Raw genomic sequence first — 17,547 nt, 5'->3', positions numbered from 1 at the left:
CGATGACCGACTCCGCATCCGCTGCTTCCGCTTCCGCCGCTTCGCCGGCCGGCGCATCCGCCCCCGCCGACGGCGTCAGGCACATCGTGCTCGACACCGACACCGGCATCGACGACGCGCTTGCGCTGCTGTACCTGGCCGGTCGCGACGACGCCGAGATCTCGGCGATCACCTCGGTGTACGGCAACACCCCCGTCGAGGCGGCGCTCACGAACATCGCGCGCGTGCTGAAGGTGGCGGGGCTCGACGACACCCTGGTCGCACGCGGCGCCGCGGGGCCGATCGACGGCGAGCCGCGCATCGCCTCGCACGTGCACGGCGTCGACGGCCTGGGCGACCTGTGGAGCGAGCCGATCGCGCCGAAGAACCTGTCGCCGCTGTCGTCGGCGGAGCTGCTCGTCGAGCTCGGCCGCTCGCGGCCCGGATACTACGACCTGCTGCCGATCGGCCCGCTCACGAACCTGGGGCTGGCGCTCGAGATCGAGCCCGAGCTGCTGACGCTCTACCGTTCGGTCGTCATAATGGGGGGCTCGGGTCCCTTCCCGCCGCTCGGCACGGTGCAGATGGTGGATGCGAACATCCACAACGACGCGGAAGCATCGGCCCGGGTGTTCGCCGCGCCCCGCAACCAGCTCGTGATGGTGGGCGTGAACGTCACCGCGGGAACGATCGTGGACGAGCAGGCCGTGCAGGCGCTGCACCGTGCCGGCACCGAGTGGGGCACCTTCTCGGCGCAGGTGCTCGAGGCGTACATGGACTTCTACCAGTACTCCTGGGGCCGCCGCGTCTCGCCCGCCCACGACGGACTCGCCGCCGCGCTGCTCGTGCAGCCCGAGTGGATCACCTCGTCGGTGGCCGGCCCCGTCAACATCACCTCCGACGGATTCTTCACCCGCGCGCACCTCATGCAGACCGCGAACGGGCTCCCGGTGTCGTGGCCCTCCGAGCCCGCACCCGACACGCTCGTCGTGCTCGACGTCGACCGCGAGGCGTTCCTCACCGACTTCGTGCGGGTGCTCTCGGGGCGCTGACGCGCGCGCGGCGGGGTCGCTGCCGCTTCCGCGCGGGGCGCGCTGGTCGCGCAAAGTGCTGCTTCGGCGCGCTGAGAGGGCACTTTGCGCTACCAACGCCAGTGGCAGGATGCTCGCGAGGGTGGGCCAGAGCACTCGCGAGGGCGGGGGACCCGGGTTGGTCGCACAGAGTGCTGCTCTGACGCGCCGGGCGAGCACTTTGCGCGACCAACGCGAGGGTCGGGATGCTCGCGAGGGTGGGCCCGAACGCTCACAAGGGCGAGTGACCTGAGTTGGTCGCACAAAGTGCTGCTCTGACGCGCTGAGGGAGCATTTTGCTCTACCAACGCCAGTGGCGGGATGCTCGCGAGGGTGGGCCCGAACGCTCGCAAGGGCGGGCGACCTGAGTTGGTCGCACAGAGTGCTGCTGTGACGCGCTCAGAGAGCAGATCGCGCGACCAGCGTGGGGCGGGTACACGCTGGGGCGGGTGGATGCCCGCGAGGGTTGGCCCGGGTGCTCGCGAGGGGGGCGGGTGGATGCTCGCGACGGCGGGTGGATGCTCGCGCTGGTCGCGCATAGTGCTGCTTCGGCGCGGGGAGGGAGCACTTTGCGCTACCAACGCGACGGGTGGGCGGGCGCGGGGCGCGCATCCGGGGCGTGGTGGGGGCTTCAGGCTGGGTTCAGCGGGGGCAGGGGATCGTGGGGGACACCGAGACGATCCACCAGGAGGACCAGATGCGCAAGAAGACCATGATCATCGGCGGAGCTGCCGCGGCGGCCGTGCTGCTGCTCGGCGGGACGGGCGTGGCCTACGCCGCGACCGACGGGTTCGAGTTCGATGGGAGCGACGACCGGGCGGGCGGGCCGGGGGCTGTCAAGACCGTCGACCCCTCAGAGGTGCTCACCGGCGCCGACCTCGACCGGGCGAGCGAGGTCGCGCTGGCCGAGATCGACGGCGGCTCCGTCGTGACGGCCGAGCGCGACGACGACGGGTTCGAGCTCGAGCTGCGCGCCGACGACGGGCGGTACTGGGAGGTCGATCTCGACGCGGCGTTCGCCGTGGTGAAGGTCGAGCTCGACGACGACGTCGTCACGCCCGCGCCCGCTCCCACCCCCGCCTCGACCACCGCTCCCTGAGGGGCAGCGAGGGGCGGGCCGCACGGGCGGTCCCGCCCCCGCGCCGGTAGCGTGAGAGCGGCGGCAGGGAGGGAGACCGGATGCGCATCCTCGTGATCGACGACGAGCTCAACCTGCTCCGAGCCGTCGAATCGGGACTGGAGGCCGAGGGCTTCGCGGTCGACACCGCGACCAACGGCACCGACGGGCTCTGGCTCGCGCGCGAGAACTCCTACGCCGCGATCGTGCTCGACATCATGCTCCCCGGGCAGAGCGGCTTCCGCGTCTGCGAGGAACTGCGGCGCGCCGGGGACTGGACCCCCGTCATCATGCTCACCGCCAAGGACGGCGACCTCGACCAGGTCGAAGCGCTCGACACCGGTGCCGACGACTACCTCACCAAGCCGTTCTCGTTCCAGGTGCTGCTGGCGCGGCTGCGCGCCCTCATCAGGCGCGGCGCGACGGAGCGGCCCGTCGTACTCACTGCGGGCGACCTGTCGGTCGACCCCGCGACGAAGCGCGTCGAGCGCGCGGGCACCACCATCGAGCTCACGACGCGCGAGTTCAGCGTGCTCGAGTTCCTCGTGTCGCGGGCGGGCCAGGTGGTGTCGAAGGCCGAGGTTCTCGGGGCCGTCTGGGACTTCGACTTCGACGGAGACCCCAACATCGTCGAGGTCTACGTGCGCCACCTGCGCAACAAGATCGACCGGCCGTTCGGGCGCAGCTCCATCGAGACCCTGCGCGGCTCGGGCTACCGACTGCAGGCCGATGGCTGAGCCGCGCCCACCGCGCGCGCCGCGCGAGCCGCACCCGCCGCGCCCGAACCGCCCGCGCCGGCCCGCGACCCTCCGCGGCCGCATCACCCTCATCACCACCCTCGTCATGGCCGCGGTGGTCGCCGTCGGCGGGGCGGGCTTCGCCGTGCTGCTGTCGCTGAGCCTCCACCAGCAGGCCGTGCAGGCCTCCGAGATCGAGCTCGACCGCGTCGAGGCCCTGCTCGAGCGCGACGGTCCGTCGGCCCTGACCGAGAGCGACGGATGGGCGCAGCTCCTCAGCGACGGCACGGTCGTCGCCGCGAGCGACGAGCTCGACGACGCGGGCCCCCTCGTCGAGACCCCGCCCAGCGCCGGCGACGGCGACGAAGGCACCCGCACCCTCGACCCCGACGACCTCCTCGGCCGCACCGTGCCGGTGCCGGGCGACGACGACACCCTCGTCATCGCCGCCGCCACCACCGACGACGGCCTCCTCGTGGTCGGTGTCGACGACGGCGTGCGCGCCGACGCGGTGGCCACCACCGTCGTGCTGCTCGCTGTCGCCGGCCCACTCCTGGTCGCCCTGGTGGCGCTCATCACCTTCGTGTCGGTCGGCCGCGCGCTGCGGCCGGTCGACCGCATCCGTGCCGCCACCGACGGCATCACCGCCGACGACCTCGGCCGCCGGGTCGAGGTGCCGGAGGGCTCCGACGAGATCGCCCGCCTCGCCACGACCATGAACCGGATGCTCGCGCGGCTCGACGACGCCCAGTCACGCCAGCGACGGTTCGTCTCCGACGCCTCGCACGAGCTGCGCTCGCCGCTCAGCGCCCTGCGTCAGACCGCCGAGGTGGCACGCGACTACCCGGGCACCCTTCAGCCCGAGCAACTGGCCGCGACCGTCGCCGAGGAGTCGGAGCGCATGGCCGCGCTCGTCGACGGGTTACTGCTGCTCACCCGAGCCGACGAGGGGGCGCTGCGATTCGATGCGCACGAGGTCGACCTCGACGACCTCGTGCTTGCCGAGGCGGCGCGCCTGCGCGCGAGCCACCCCGCGCTGCGCATCGACACCTCGGGCGTCGGAGCAGCGCGGGTGCGCGGCGACTCCGCGATGCTCGGCCGGATGCTGCGCAACCTCGGCGACAACGCGGCCCGCCACGCCCGCAGTACGGTGTCGCTGAGGTGCGGGATTGTCGACGGTCGAGCCGAGCTGAGGGTCGGCGACGACGGCTCCGGCATCCCCGTCGCCGAGCGCGAGCGCGTGTTCGAGCGGTTCGTGAGGCTCGACGAGTCGCGCTCGCGCGACAGCGGAGGGTCGGGGCTCGGCCTCGCCATCGTCGCGTCGATCGTCGCAGCCCACGGCGGCACGGTCGCGATCGCCGATGACCTTGCGGCGGAACCCGACGGCCCGGTCGCGCCGGCGGGCACGGTCTTCACCGTGATGCTGCCCGCTGAGGGATGACGCGACCTACGATGGGCGCATGGACGACCCCACCGAAGACCAGCTCGAGGCCTCCCCGAAACTGGAGAAGCGCACCGTCGGCGACGAGCTCCGCTACTACGTGAAGAACATCGAGGAGCACTGGCCGGCTGTGGTGGAGCAGCATCCGGATGCCGCCGGGCACGAGGCGTGGTGGACGAAGGACGGGAAGTTCCATGCCACCCATGAGCAGCTGCGTCGCGACGCGATGGTGGGCGCGATCGTCTGAGCACCCTGGGCGGCCTGGGCGGCCGGGCCGCTCGCCTCACTCGACCCGCAGCACCGACAGCGCGTAGATGGTCGGGGCGCCTTCGTGCACGAGGGTGGTGACGAGCCCCTGCTCGGGGATGGTCGCGTCGAAGGCGATGGTGGCGTTGCTGCACACCGTCCCCTCCCCTGCCGACGCGCCGTCGAGCGTCGTCACGGTCGCGGTGATCGTGCCCTCGCCGCGGCAGGCGAGCTGGAGCTGGTAGTCACCCGACTCAAGGGTGGTGTTCGTGGAGGTGAGCTGCTGGGCGGAGTGCTCGCTCATCCAGCCCGACGAGGTGTTCTGGTGCCCGGGCGACCCCGGTGCCGGCACCGCTTCGCGCGCCCAGTCGGCTATCTCGTCGGCGGGCAGCGGCAACTGCGCCTCCTCGGCGTCGACCAGCGGATCGCGCGTCGGCGTGGGGGTGGTGCTCGGGGCGGCCTCCGCCGACGGGGTGCTCGCGGATGGGGTGGCGCTGTCGTCGCCGACGTCGGGCGCCACGCACGCGCTCAGCGCCCCCGCCGTCAGCAGCACCGCGGCCAGCGACCCTGCGGTGCGGAATGAGGTGGTGCTCGTCGTCGAGTTCATGGCGCCACGCTAATCGACGAACGTTGAGGCGGCATCCGAGCGGATGCGCCCCGTCGGTGCTATGTTCGCCACCCGCTGGTGGCCAGAAACGCCGAGCCCGTCGTCGACACGGCGATCGATTCCGAATCGGGCGAGACGAACACCGCCTCGCCCGGCGCGAGGTGGCATGACCCCGCTCCGTCCGCCACGGAGGTCGTGCCCTCCACCCCCAGCACGATCGCCGCCTCGGGCAGCGCGACGCGCGCGCTGCCCGGCCCGATCCTGAGCAGCCGGAAGTCGTCGAGCGGCACTTCGTATTCGCTGACCGCGTCGCCGCGCGGAACCGCCGGAACGAAGGGCACAGGCATCTCCGAGAAGTCGAGCACGGCGAGCAGCTCCGGCACGTCGACGGGTTTCGTCGTGAGTCCTCCACGCAGCACGTTGTCGCTCGCCGCCATGATCTCGACGCCGAGACCGTCCACATAGGCGTGGATGTTGCCGGCCGGCAGGTACAGCGCCTCTCCCGGCTGCAGCCTCACCACGTTGAGCAGCACCGCGACGGCGATGCCGGGGTCTGCCGGATAGTGCAGCTGCAGCTCGGCGATCAACCGCGTCTCCGCGAGCCATTCGTCGTCGTCGAGAGCAGCCGCGGCCTCGACCAGCGCTCGCACGAGCGGCCCCGCGTCGCCGAGCAGCACGGAGCCCACCACCGTTTCGAGGCCCTTCGACGCCAACAGCTCGCGCTGATCGCCGATGAGGCGGGCACCCGCCTCCGCCCCCGACTCCGCCGCGGCGAGCTGGAGACGCTGCAGCAGTTCGAGCGTGCGTGCAACCGGCCGGAACCCGCACATCGCTGTGAAGCCGGGGCGCAGCGCCACCATGAGCTCCGGCTTGTGCCATTCGTCGCGGTAGTTCCGCTGCGGTGAGTCGCGGGGAACCCCTCTGGCCTCCTCGTCGGCGAAACCGGCCCGCGCGCGCTCGAGCGTGGGGTGCGCCTGGATGGAGAGCGGCTTCTCCGCCGCGAGCAGCTTGAGCAGGAAGGGCAGCCGGGTGCGGCCGCCGCCGAGCGCGCGCTGCGGGTCGCCTGCGACCCAATCGTTCAGGGTGTCGGGGACGCCGGCGACCCGCTCGATGAAGGTGGTGGTGCTGTCGGGGTGCGCGCCCAGCCAGAGTTCGGCCTGCGGTTCCCCGGTCGGCTCCTGGCCGAACAGGGCCGGTAGGGCGGTGCGGGAGCCCCAGTGGTAGTTCTTGGGCACGGCGGAGACACGGAGGAGCATGAAGACGATCCCGTCGTCAGGCCGGCTGCGCCGGCAGTGAAGGAGAGGAAAAAGCGGCGCACCGTCAGCGACGGCGGATGACGTTGAACGCGATCTCGCTGCTGCGGTGGTAGTCGAGCGCGTAGAGCACCCGCTTGCCCTCGCGGGTGAGGCAGGTCTCCTCGACGAGGAGCCAGGGGTCGTACCGCTCGAGATCGTGCTTCGCCGCGTACTCGGCGGGCAGGTTCGCCGCGCTGATGCGGGCGATCGACGATCCGATGCTGTGCCCGTGGCCTTCGAGCGCGCTCGTGATGGAGATGCCCCAGTCGCGATAGGCGAGCGGGCCGGGCAGGCTGTCGCGGCGGATGACGTTGATGCTGAACACCATCGGCTCATCGTTCCCGAGACGCAGCCTGACCAGCCTGATGACGGGAGCGCCCGGTTGCAGACCGAGCTGCTCGGCGATGTGCTCGTCGGCGACGTCTTCCGACACGCTCAGAACGACGTTCGTGACTGCGTAGCCGAGACCCTCCAGCATCTCGGTGATGCTCTCGTAGATGGTCACGGGGCGCTCGATGCTCATCGCGCCGAGCGCCGAGAGAAACCGGCCACGGCCCTGGATGGCGTTCACCAGCCCGTCTTGCTCGAGCAGCTTCAACGCCTCCCGCACGGTCGACCTCGAGGCGCCGAAGCGCTCGGCGAGCTCGGGTTCGGTGGGCAGCTGATCGCCGGGGGTCAGCTCCTCGTCGGCGATCAGCTCGAGCAGATCGTCCTTCAGCTTGTGGGCAAGGGGCGCCCGCTTCGCCTCCACGTTCTTCGCAGCGTTCACGGCAGCCCTCCTCCGCGGCGCCGACAGCGCCCGTGGAGACCCAGTGTAGGGGTCATTCGTCTGACAACCATGTGAAATGTCCTACCTTTTGTCGGCCGTCTCGCCGAGACCGCACCAGTCGACGGCGGCCCGGGCGATCATCCGTGCCGCCAACGCGATGTTCCCCAAGGCGACCCGCTCGTCGGCCGCGTGCGCCACCCGCACGTCGCCGGGGCCGCAGACGAGCGCCGGAATACCGAACGCCTCGTAGAAGTTCGCATCGGACTGGGCGGCGGCGGTGACGGGTGCGCCGAGCGGAGGAACTGCGGCGTCGACCGAGGCGAGATCGGCACGGCTCGCCATGACCGACCGTGCGAAGTCTCCCTCGGGGTCGGTGAACGCGGGCGGCCAGGAGTCGATCCAGGTGAACTCCACCGGGTGGTCGCGGAGCCAGGGGTCCAGCCGCGAGGCGAGGTCGATGTGCTCTTCGACCTCCGCCGCTATCTCGTCGGAGGTGTAGCCGGGCGGGAACGACAGCAGGTAGTCGATGCGCGCCCGGTCGGGGAAGTAGGGAGCGGCCTCGACTCCGATGTCGGCTCTCAGCACCCCGGGATGGATGATGAAGGCACCGGCGGGAAAGCTCGGGTGCGTCTTGGTGAAGGCCCACTGCTCTTCGAGCTGCCGCATCGCGCTGTAGACGTAGACGACCTTGTCGATCGCGTTCACGCCGATCTCGTCGCCCGGCCCGCCGGCACGGATCGCCAGGTTGCGCGATGCCCAGTGCGTCGACTTGCCGCGGACCGTCACGGAGAACAGGTGGTTGCCCGCGGCGGCGTTCGCGACCCTGAGCAGGTCGGGGGCCGTGGAGGTGGGCTCGGGAACGATGACACCGTCGACGATGTGGCCGGCCTCGAGAATCGCCGTGGTGCCGATCTCGTGGCTCATCGTCTCCTCACCCACGACGGAGTGGATGTGCAGATCGCCGGCGAGGGTCACCCCCGCGCGCTGCAGCGCCTTCGCCGCGAGCCACATCGCCGCATGGCCCGCCTTCATGTCGGTGGCGCCGAGGCCGTACAGCCAGCCGTCTTCGATCACCGCGGTCCACGGATCGTCGAACCGGCCGGCCTGGGGCGCGACGGTGTCGATGTGGCCGTTCAGCCCGAGGGAACGCCCACCCCCTGAGCCGGTCAGCACGGCGACCAGGTTGGGGCGGCCCTCGGCGATCTCGACCCACTCGATGCCGAAGCCGAGCGGCCGGAGGGCTTCGGCGAGCAGCTCGTTGGCGCGCTTCTCGCCGCCGGCGTAGAGACTCCCGTCGACACCCGGTTGCAGCGGGTTGACACTGCGCACCGCGACGAGCCGGGTGAGGAGCTCGGTGGCCTCGTCGGCGAACTCGTCGACGGCGGCGTCGACCGCGGCGTAGGCCTCGGCGGCGGCCTGCTCGGTCATCGGGTCTCCTCGGGGGTCGGGGTCGGGGTAGGGGTCGGGGTCGGCGCAGTCGCTTCCGCCGGGTGCGGCCAGCCTGCGGGATGCGTGCACGCCTCGGCAGCGTGCGCCGCCCCGGCGGCGAGAGCGTCGCCCACGTCGCCTCCGCCGACCCGCAGCGCGATGAAGCCGGCGATGAAGCTGTCACCTGCACCGGTGGTGTCGACGACAGTCGTGGGCATGGCCCGTTGCAGCCAGGTCGCTTCGCCGTCGAACGCCAGTGCCCCCTCGGCGCCGCGCGTGACGACGACCAGCGGCACGCCCTCGGCCACCGTGGCCGCGGCGATCGCCGCAGCATCCGTTCCCTCGCCCGCCGAGAGGAAGGCGACGTCGAGGTGGTCGAGGCCGGAGGACACCGCGCAGTCCTGACTCACCCGGCCCTTGCCGCGCCGGGCGAGTTCGGCACGCAGCTCACTCGCCCGCGGAAGCATGCCGAGGTGCACCCAGGCCGCCGACGCGATGGCCTCGAGCGCCGCCTCGTCGGGGAAGTAGTCGGCGGTGACCCCGAAGTCCTCGCGTTCGAAGACGCGGTCGCCACCCGGGAGGAGGCGGATGACGGTGACGGCGGTCTCGCCCGGCAGCACCGCGAGGTCGTCGGCCGGGATGCCGTTGACGGCGAGTCCGCGCTCGATGATGCGCGCATCCGGGTCGTCGGCGACCGCACCGAAGTAGCGCACCGGCACACCGAGACGGGCGAGCTGCACGGCGACGTTGAACGCGTTGCCGCCCGAGTACTCGACCGTGGAGTCGGCTAGGTAGCGATCGACGGTGTTGTCACCGACGACGGCGACCCAGGGCGTGCTCGTCGAGGCCGTCATGCCGCCTGCGCTCCCGTCATGATGGCGACCGCCTCGGTCATCGAGTGCGACTCGGGCGTGATGGTGGCTGCGCACTTGCCGAGACGCTGGATGTGGATGCGGTCGGCGACCTGGAACACCTGCGGCATGTTGTGGCTGATGATGATCACCGGGATGCCACGCTCACGCAGCGCCTCGACCAGCCCGAGCACCTGGTTCGACTCGCGCACGCCCAGGGCGGCGGTGGGCTCGTCGAGCACGACGACCTTCGAACCGAACGCCGCGGCCCGTGCCACTGCTACGGCCTGACGCTGGCCGCCGGAGAGGTTCTCCACCGGCACGGTCACGTCTTGCAGGGTCGAAATGCCGAGCTCGGCCAGTTCGCGCTTGGCCTTCTCGCGCATCCCCTTCGTGTCGAGCACGCGGAAGAGCGAGCCGAGAACGCCGGGCTTGCGCTCCTCGCGGCCGAGGAAGAGGTTCGACGCCACGTCGAGCGCCGGCGAGACGGCGAGGTTCTGGTACACGGTCTCGATGCCGGCGAGCCTGGCGTCTTGCGGTCGCCTGAAGCTCACCGGGCTGCCGTCGAGCAGCAGTTCACCGGTGTCGGGCACCTCGGCACCGGTGAGGCACTTCACGAGGGTCGACTTGCCCGCGCCGTTGTCGCCGATGATGGCGAGCACTTCGCCGGGGTAGAGCCTCAGGCCCACCCCGTCGAGGCCCACGACTCGGCCGTAGGTCTTCACGAGCCCGCGCGCTTCGAGGATCGGGGTGAGGGTCGGTGATGATGTCGGGGTCATGAGCGGGCCTTCCTGATCCACTGGTCGACGGCCACGGCCACGATGATGAGCACCCCGACCGCGAGGGTCTGGTAGAGCACGTCGAGACCGGCGAGGGCGAGACCGTTCCTGAAGACTCCCACGATGAGGGCGCCGAGGAGCGTTCCCCAGATGGCGCCGCGCCCGCCGAAGAGGCTCGTGCCGCCGATGACGACGGCGGTGATCGAGTCGAGGTTGAGGTCGATGCCCGAGTTGGGGCTCGCCGCGTTGGTGCGGCCGATCTGGATCCACGCCGTGATGGCGATGATGACGCCGGCGGTGAGGTACACCGACAGCAGCACCCGGTCGACCCGGATGCCGGCGAGTCTCGCCGCCTCCTTGTCGTCGCCCACGGCGTAGACGTGCTTTCCCCAGGCGGTGCGGTTGAGCACGAAGGCCATCACCACGTAGAGCGCCAGCATGATGACGACGCCGACCGTGAGGCTGATGCCGGCGACCCCGAAGCTCGCACCGGTGACGGTGAGGAGCGCGGGCAGGTCGGAACCGCGCACCGTTCCGCCGCCGGTGTAGAGCAGCGTCACAGCGGTGAAGATGCTGAGCGTGCCGAGGGTCACGATGAACGGTGGGAGCCGCAGCCGGGTGACGAGCAGGCCGTTCAGGCCTCCGGCTGCGAGGCCGACCACCATGCCGAGCAGGAGGCAGAGGAACGTGGGGAGCCCGGTGGTCGCCGCGGTCTGCGCCATGACCATCGCCGAGAGGATCATCACGGCACCCACCGACAGGTCGATGCCCGCGGTGAGGATGATGAGGGTCTGGGCGATCGCCAGGGTGCCCACGACGGCGACCTGCTGGGTGATCAGCGAGAGGTTCTCGGGCCTCAGGAAGCGGTCGTTGAGCAGGCCGAAGACGATGACGGCGATGACCAGCACGAAGGCGGGACTGATGGCGGGGTGGCGATGGAGCAGGCTCCGGATGCGGGTGGCGGGCGTCGTGCGGTCGAGGAACTCCTCGGCCAGATCGACTGACCCGGTGGGGCGTGCGGTGTCGGTCACGATGGTCTCCTGGTTGGGGACGGGAGGGAGGGGCGGCCCCGCGGCGGACCGCCCCGAGCGGCGCACTCCTCGGTGAGTGCGCCGCGGTGGGTCAGAAGCAGACCTCGAGCCCTTCCTGCACGTCGATGCTCGGCACGCCGGGCATCGGGTCGTTGGTGATGAGCTGAACTCCCGTGTTGAAGAAGTCCTCTCCGTCTTCGGGCTGGGGAGCCGTTCCCGTCGTCACCAGATCGTAGATCGCCTGCACGCCGAGCTCCGCCATCTTGAGCGGGTACTGTTGCGCGGTCGCCTGCAGGATGCCGTCTTCGACGTACTGGGCGCCGTCGCACGAGCCGTCGATCGAGACCGTGATGAGGCCCTCGGTCTTGCCGGCCGCTTCGAGCGCCTGGTACCCGCCGTAGGAGGCCGGCTCGTTGATGCCGTAGATGACGTTGATGTCGGGGTTCTTGCTGAGCAGGGTCTCCGCAGCGGTGCGGCCACCCTCCTCGGTTCCCTGCGTGGCGAGGTTGCCCACGATCGTGTACGTCCCGCCCTTGCCGCCGGTGTAGCTGCCGGTGGGGGCTTCGTCGCCGTTCACCGTCGGGTCGGCGACGTCGATGCCCATGCCGTCGAGGAAGCCCTGATCGCGGTCGTAGTCGACGGTGAGCACCTTGTCGTCGAAGAGGTCGAGCAGCGCGATGACGGCATCGCCGCCGCCGAGTTTCTCGGCGGTCCACTGGCCCACCAGCTGACCGGCGAGGAAGTTGTCGGTTGCGAAGGTGATGTCGACGGAGTCGGCGGGATCGGGAACGGTGTCGAGCGCGATGACGTAGAGCCCTGCATCCCGTGCCTTCTGGATGGCGTCGAAGACGCTGGGGCCGTTGGGGGTGATGAGGATGCCCTGGTCGCCCCGGGAGATGGCGTTCTCGATGGCCTGGATCTGGGTGTCTTCGTCGCCGTCGACCTTGCCGGCGGCGACCGTGAGCTCGACGCCCAGCTCGTCGGCTGCCGCTTCTGCACCGTCGGCCATCTCCTGGAAGAACGAGGTGCCCTGGGTCTTGATGATGAGGGTGACCGCGACGTCGTCTCCGTCGGCGGCGGCGGTCGAACCCGTGGTCGCGGTGCCCGACGAGCATCCCGCAAGGGCGAACAGAGCGAGCCCGGCGGTGGCCGCGGTGGCCAGGCGGAGGGACGTCGCTCGACGGGAGGGGGTCTTGGTGATCATGTGGGTTCCTAACCCGGCGGCCTCAGCCGCTCGATGGTGATGGGGACGGATGGTGTGGAGATGTGGAGGTGCATTCTGGGGTTCTGATGGAGCGTGCCGCGCGATGGTTCGGGTTCGAGCGGGGCGGGGGCGCGACCGCCCCGCCCCGCCGTGGCATCAGTAGTCGAGGCGACGGTAGTAGCGGCGCGTCGTGAGGGGGTGGTCGCGCGCGATCTCGAGGTGCGCGCTGTACCGCTCGAGCACCGTCGCGAGAACGACGTGAGAGATCAGACCGCGCACGCGGCTGCTCACCCCGGGCAGCTCGAACTCGGCCGAGTCGATGACCGTGAGGCTGTCGGTGACCGTGGGTGCGAACGACTCCACGCGGTCGGCGAGCGGACGACTGGCGTCTTCGCCCTTCAGCAGGAACACGCTGACACCCTTCTCGACGAGCTCGAGCGTGCCGTGGAAGAAGTCGGAGGCGTGCACCGGGCGAGTGCGCACCCACTGCATCTCCTCGAGGATGCAGGTGGCGAAGTACCAGGCCTCGGTCCAGGCCTCGCCGGCGCCGGTGAAGATGTGGTAGCCGACATCCTTCGTCGATTCGGCGAGCCGGGCGGCACGGTCTTCGAACGACCGCTTCGTCTCGACCAGCAGGGCGGGGAGCAGATCGAGTTCTGCGAGCGTCTGCTCGTACTCGACGAAGTCACCACGGCGGCGGATGATCGACAGAGCGAGAACGAGCGACTGCAGGTAGAACGACTCGGACGAGGTGTCGTCGGCGGCGAAGTTCACGAAGGTGTGATCGGCGGCTCGGGCCACCGGGGTGTCGTCGTGACCGACCAGGGCGATCGTGACGGCACCCTGCGCCTTGGCGAACTCCACGACCTCGACCGCCTCCTTCGTAGTGCCCGAGAGCGAGGGCACCACGACGATCGAGCCGGCACCGAGGTTCGAGGAGCCGACCGCCATGATCTCGGCGGCGTTCTCGAGGTAGGCGGGGAAGTCTGCGTTGCGGTTGATGAGTTGGGCGGCGGGCTGCATGAGCACACCGGCGCCACCCGCTCCCAGGAAGAAGACGTTCTTCGCGCCGCCGTCGAGCAGTTCGCCGACGAGGGTGTCGAGCGGGCCGGCGAGCGCGAGGGCACCGGACTGGATCCGGATGAAGCGGGCTTCGTCGAAATTGAGCATGTAGGAGCTTTCCGATTTCTATTGTCTGATGACTGAGATTGTCATTGGGCATAAGTATGTAGTCATCCGTTTTCTACTGTCAATCAGCAGTTGGCGGATTTAATGTGTTCGACATCTGATCAGGATCACCGTTCGCTCGCACATTTCTCTGTCAAGGGGCTGGCGCGAGTGCGCAAAAGGAGTTGGGTTGTCTACCGGAAAGCTCAAGAGAGGCGGATGCGTGCGGAGCAAGTCAGCACCCATCGGAAACGGCGGGGTCTTGATCGAACCCTTCTCCAGCCGGGCCGAGGTGGAGTTGCTCGACGGCCTGTTCGCCAGAGCCGCCGAGGCGTCCGGCGATCGTGCTCGGGAGATGTCGCTCGCGCAGGAGATCGGCACGGGGGCGGGCGATCGGAGTGCTGGCCTCTCGTTCGGCGTGCTCGCTACCCTCGCCGCCGTCGACGTGACCCTGGCGCGCGTCGTCGAGCCCCACCTCGACGCCGTGGGAATTCTCGCCGAGTGCCCCGAGCGGGTCGACCTCGACTCGATCGGCGCCGGCGGCTCCAGCACCTGGGGGGTATTTGCGGCCGAGACCTCCGGGCTGCGCCTCGACGCGCGAGAGGCTGCGGACGGCGGGTGGGTTCTCACCGGTACGAAACCCTGGTGCTCGCTCGCCGACGAGCTGAGCCACGCCCTCGTCACCGCACACACCGCGGCGGGTCGGCGGCTGTTCGCGGTCGCGCTGCAGCAGCCCGGTGTGATCTCGCATCCTGAGCTATGGGCTGCTCGGGGGCTTCCCGCCGTGCCGAGCGGGCCGGTCGACTTCACCGAGGTGCCGGCCGTGGTGGTGGGGGCGGCCGGCTGGTACCTCGACCGGCCCGGGTTCGAGCGGGGCGGGGTGGGCGTTGCCGCCTGCTGGTTCGGCGGGGCTCTCGGTCTCGTCCGCCGCGCCCGCGCCGCCGTGCGCCTGCGCCCCGACGACGACATCGCCGCGATGCACCTCGGGCGCATGGGGGCGGCGCTCCTCGCCGCGCGCTCCGTGCTTGCAGACGCCGCGCGCTCATTCGACGAAGACGAGCGGGAAGACTCGGACGAGGGCCGGCGTGGCGGAGGGGGCGACGACTCGCACGACGACGGGCCCGCTGCCGGCGCCGCGCCGGCCCCTCGAAGCGAGGCCGCCCTGCTCGCCCAGCTCACCCGCAGCGTGGTGCGGCGCGAGTGCGAGCTGGTGCTGCGCGAGTGCGCGCACCTGCTCGGCCCCGCCCCCTACGCCACCGAGCCCGAGGTCGCCGCGCGAGCCGCCGACCTCGGGCTCTACCTGCAGCAAGACCACGCCGAGCGCGACGAAGCACGCGCAGGGCGGATGCTCGCCACGGCCGAGGAGGCACGACGATGACGTTCTCGCACCGCGACACCGGAACGCCGGAACGCCTCTGGCGCGACGCCCTCGCCGACCACGGCCCCGCTCCCCTCGCCTTCGAGCAGAGCTTCCTCGCAGACGCCGACCACCTCCTCGTGGTCGCCGCCCACCCCGACGACGAGACCCTGGGCGCCTCGGGCGCGCTCGCGCTGGCCTCGGCAGCCGGGGTGTCGACCACGGTGCTGGTGGCCACCTCGGGCGAGGCCTCGCATCCGGCCTCCCCCACCTACGCCGCCGAGGAGCTCGGGCACCTGCGCGAGGACGAGACCGCCACCGCGGTGAGCGCCCTCGCCCCCGACGCCGAGCTGCTGTTCACCCGCTACCGGGACGGGCGGCTCACCGAGGTGATCGCCTCACTCGCCGACGACATCGAACGGATGCTGCGCCCCGGCGCGAAGACGGTGCTGCTCAGCCCCTGGGCCTGCGACCAGCACCCCGACCACGCCGCTGCCGCACGCGCCACAGCCATCGTCGCGGCGCGTCGGGGACTGACCGTTCTCGCCTACCCGATCTGGCTCTGGCACTGGGCCCGGCCCGACGACGGCTCCGTGCCGTGGGACGACCTGGTGGCCCTCGAGCTGCCCGCCGAGATCGCGGCGGCGAAACGCACGGCCCTGCGCGCGCACCGCAGCCAGGTGCAGCCGCTGAGCGACGAGCCGGGCGACGAGGTGCTGCTCGACGAGCCGATGCTCTCGCACTTCGAGCGCGAGGCCGAGTACTTCGTGACGGTGCGTGTGCCTTCGCGGGCGACCGACGCATCCGGAGGCGCCGGCGCCAGCTCGGGTTCTCGAGCCTCGGGGCCCGGCACCGCGACGGGCGCGGGCGCGGCGGCCGCATCCTCTCCCGTGTCCGCCCGGGCCTCCGGCGCAGGCCCGCGTCGCGGCGCGGCCACCACACCCACCGACGCGGACACCGACACCGACACCGACTCCGAGCCGGTGCCCCAGCTCGACGTCGTCGGCAGCGCGCTCGTCGCCGCCCGCGCCGCCGCCACCGCCGACCACTTCGACGGCCTGCACCAGGCGGCCTCCGACCCGTGGGGCTTCGAGTCGCGCTGGTACGAGGAGCGCAAGCGCGGCATCTTGCTCTCGACGCTGCCCGAGCGGCGCTTCCGCCGCACCCTCGAGGTGGGCTGCTCGACGGGGGTGCTCTCGCGCGAGCTCGCCGAGCGCACCTCGGAGGCGTTCCTCGGCCTCGACATCTCGTCGGTCGCGCTCGAGCGGGCACGTGATCGCACCGCCGACCTCGACCACGCCCGCTTCGCGCGCGCCTTCGTTCCCGAGGAGTGGCCCGAGGAGCGCTTCGACCTCGTGGTGGTCTCCGAGGTCGGCTACTACCTCGACGACCACGAGCTCGAACGCCTCGTCGACCGCACCATCGCATCGACGCGGGCCTCGGTCTCCCGACCCGACGACCGCGGCGGTCTCGTGGTGTGCTGCCACTGGCGGCACCCCGTCGAGGGAAGGCTGTTCAGCGGAGACCGGGTTCACGACGCCTTCCGCGTGCGGCGGGAGCTGGAGGTGCTGGCCCACCACCTGGAGGAGGACTTCGTGCTCGACGTGTTCGAGCATCCGCGCCCCGGATCCGCCGGGCCGACCGGGCACGCGCGCTCCGTCGCGGCCCGGGAGGGGATCGTGTGATCGAGCGGATCGATGTCGTCATTCCGGCCCGCGACGAGGAGGAGGGGCTCGGCCCGGCACTCGAAGCGGTGCTCGCCGCCCGCGTCGCACTGCTCGACGGGCACCCCGAGCTGCGCTGCCGGGTGGTCGTGGTGCTCGACGCGTGCAGCGACTCGTCGCCCGAGGTCGCGCGCAGCTGGGCGCTGGCGGCGGGCGGTTCCGAACGCGACGGGCGGGTGGTCGAGGTGCTCGAGGTGCCGTTCGGCATCGTCGGGCGTGCCCGCGCCGCCGGAGTAGAGGTGGCGCTCGACCAGGCCGACGGCGCCGAGCCCGCCGCGCACTGGCTCTGCTCGACCGACGCCGACTCCGAGGTTCCCGAGAGCTGGCTGCTCGACCACCTCCGCGCCGCCCGCCGCGGCGCCCTGCTGACGCTCGGCCGCGTGCTCCCGGCCGAGCACCAGCTGACCGCCGAGGCACGGCAGACCTGGATGCGCGAGCACGGCGGCACGGGAGAACCGCACGTGTTCGGCGCGAACCTCGGCGTGCGCGCCGACGCCTACCTCGCCACGGGCGGGTTCCCTGCGGAGCGCACGGGAGAGGATGTCGCTCTCGCGGAGGCGGTGGCGGCGTTCGTCGGCCTCGCCGGGCGCCCGGAGCTGGTGGTCGAGCTCGACGCGCCCCCCGTCGTCACCTCGGCACGGTTGCACGGGCGCGCGCCAGGCGGTTTCGCCGGATACCTGCGCACGCTCGTCGATCGCATTCCCTCGAAGGACCTGTCAAGCCCGTAGCGGGAGCCGGAGGCGGG

General features: G+C 71.2%; 17 protein-coding genes. 8 read left to right on the top strand and 9 right to left on the bottom strand.

Translation table 11 applies throughout. The features are described from left to right. Nucleotides 1–2: 2 nt before the first annotated feature. From ABFY20_RS03735 to ABFY20_RS03715, 5 genes are all read left to right on the top strand, one after another. Complete coding sequence (locus tag ABFY20_RS03735) at nucleotides 3–1,031, top strand: nucleoside hydrolase (protein ID WP_368498608.1); 1,029 nt, start codon at nucleotides 3–5, stop codon at nucleotides 1,029–1,031. 715 nt (nucleotides 1,032–1,746) lie between these two features. Further along, entirely contained in the window at nucleotides 1,747–2,148 is a 402-nt protein-coding gene (locus ABFY20_RS03730) for a PepSY domain-containing protein (RefSeq protein WP_368498607.1), read from the top strand. An 80-nt stretch (nucleotides 2,149–2,228) separates the two neighbouring features. Continuing rightward, a complete protein-coding gene (locus ABFY20_RS03725; protein ID WP_368498606.1) occupies nucleotides 2,229–2,903 on the top strand; it encodes a response regulator transcription factor in 675 nt (224 codons plus the stop codon). Then, nucleotides 2,896–4,344: a sensor histidine kinase gene (locus ABFY20_RS03720; RefSeq protein ID WP_368498605.1), complete on the top strand. Its 1,449-nt coding sequence runs from the start codon at nucleotides 2,896–2,898 to the stop codon at nucleotides 4,342–4,344. Before ABFY20_RS03725 ends, ABFY20_RS03720 begins: the two co-directional genes overlap by 8 nt. 19 nt (nucleotides 4,345–4,363) lie before the next feature. Beyond that, nucleotides 4,364–4,591 (top strand): hypothetical protein, encoded by a 228-nt coding sequence (locus ABFY20_RS03715; RefSeq protein ID WP_368498604.1) that lies wholly within the window; start codon nucleotides 4,364–4,366, stop codon nucleotides 4,589–4,591. A 36-nt stretch (nucleotides 4,592–4,627) separates the two neighbouring features. Here ABFY20_RS03715 and ABFY20_RS03710 read toward each other — a convergent pair whose 3' ends face one another. From ABFY20_RS03710 to ABFY20_RS03670, 9 genes are all read right to left on the bottom strand, one after another. Continuing rightward, on the bottom strand, nucleotides 4,628–5,197 hold the full coding sequence (locus tag ABFY20_RS03710) for a hypothetical protein (protein WP_368498603.1): 570 nt from the start codon (nucleotides 5,195–5,197) through the stop codon (nucleotides 4,628–4,630). A gap of 59 nt (nucleotides 5,198–5,256) precedes the next feature. After that, on the bottom strand, nucleotides 5,257–6,453 hold the full coding sequence (gene manA, locus ABFY20_RS03705; protein WP_368498602.1) for a mannose-6-phosphate isomerase, class I: 1,197 nt from the start codon (nucleotides 6,451–6,453) through the stop codon (nucleotides 5,257–5,259). 64 nt (nucleotides 6,454–6,517) lie between these two features. Then, nucleotides 6,518–7,261: a GntR family transcriptional regulator gene (locus ABFY20_RS03700; RefSeq protein ID WP_368498601.1), complete on the bottom strand. Its 744-nt coding sequence runs from the start codon at nucleotides 7,259–7,261 to the stop codon at nucleotides 6,518–6,520. Nucleotides 7,262–7,342: 81 nt separating this feature from the next. After that, entirely contained in the window at nucleotides 7,343–8,689 is a 1,347-nt protein-coding gene (locus ABFY20_RS03695) for a M20 family metallopeptidase (RefSeq protein WP_368498600.1), read from the bottom strand. After that, on the bottom strand, nucleotides 8,686–9,543 hold the full coding sequence (locus tag ABFY20_RS03690) for a PfkB family carbohydrate kinase (protein WP_368498599.1): 858 nt from the start codon (nucleotides 9,541–9,543) through the stop codon (nucleotides 8,686–8,688). The genes ABFY20_RS03695 and ABFY20_RS03690 overlap by 4 nt, the downstream gene beginning before the upstream one ends. Next, nucleotides 9,540–10,319 (bottom strand): ATP-binding cassette domain-containing protein, encoded by a 780-nt coding sequence (locus ABFY20_RS03685; RefSeq protein ID WP_368498598.1) that lies wholly within the window; start codon nucleotides 10,317–10,319, stop codon nucleotides 9,540–9,542. Before ABFY20_RS03685 ends, ABFY20_RS03690 begins: the two co-directional genes overlap by 4 nt. Then, entirely contained in the window at nucleotides 10,316–11,350 is a 1,035-nt protein-coding gene (locus ABFY20_RS03680; RefSeq protein ID WP_368498597.1) for an ABC transporter permease, read from the bottom strand. Before ABFY20_RS03680 ends, ABFY20_RS03685 begins: the two co-directional genes overlap by 4 nt. A 91-nt stretch (nucleotides 11,351–11,441) precedes the next feature. Continuing rightward, nucleotides 11,442–12,554: a substrate-binding domain-containing protein gene (locus ABFY20_RS03675; protein ID WP_368498596.1), complete on the bottom strand. Its 1,113-nt coding sequence runs from the start codon at nucleotides 12,552–12,554 to the stop codon at nucleotides 11,442–11,444. Between the two features lie 156 nt (nucleotides 12,555–12,710). Further along, nucleotides 12,711–13,724, bottom strand: a complete 1,014-nt coding sequence (locus tag ABFY20_RS03670) for an SIS domain-containing protein (protein WP_368498595.1) — start codon at nucleotides 13,722–13,724, stop codon at nucleotides 12,711–12,713. Between the two features lie 220 nt (nucleotides 13,725–13,944). Here ABFY20_RS03670 and ABFY20_RS03665 point away from each other — a divergent pair, with 220 nt between their 5' ends. From ABFY20_RS03665 to ABFY20_RS03655, 3 genes are read left to right on the top strand one after another with little or no spacing between them, the layout of a single operon-like run. After that, nucleotides 13,945–15,099 (top strand): acyl-CoA dehydrogenase, encoded by a 1,155-nt coding sequence (locus ABFY20_RS03665; RefSeq protein WP_368498594.1) that lies wholly within the window; start codon nucleotides 13,945–13,947, stop codon nucleotides 15,097–15,099. Continuing rightward, nucleotides 15,096–16,763, top strand: coding sequence for a PIG-L family deacetylase (locus ABFY20_RS03660; RefSeq protein WP_368498593.1), 1,668 nt, complete (start codon nucleotides 15,096–15,098; stop codon nucleotides 16,761–16,763). Before ABFY20_RS03665 ends, ABFY20_RS03660 begins: the two co-directional genes overlap by 4 nt. Further along, on the top strand, nucleotides 16,760–17,530 hold the full coding sequence (locus ABFY20_RS03655) for a glycosyltransferase family 2 protein (protein ID WP_368498592.1): 771 nt from the start codon (nucleotides 16,760–16,762) through the stop codon (nucleotides 17,528–17,530). Before ABFY20_RS03660 ends, ABFY20_RS03655 begins: the two co-directional genes overlap by 4 nt. Nucleotides 17,531–17,547: the final 17 nt, after the last annotated feature.

The organism is Herbiconiux sp. A18JL235, from assembly GCF_040939305.1.
Classification (GTDB): Bacteria; Actinomycetota; Actinomycetes; order Actinomycetales; family Microbacteriaceae; genus Herbiconiux.
The sequence above is the reverse complement of the archived record's forward strand: the minus strand, read 5'-3'. Positions and strand labels throughout refer to the sequence as shown.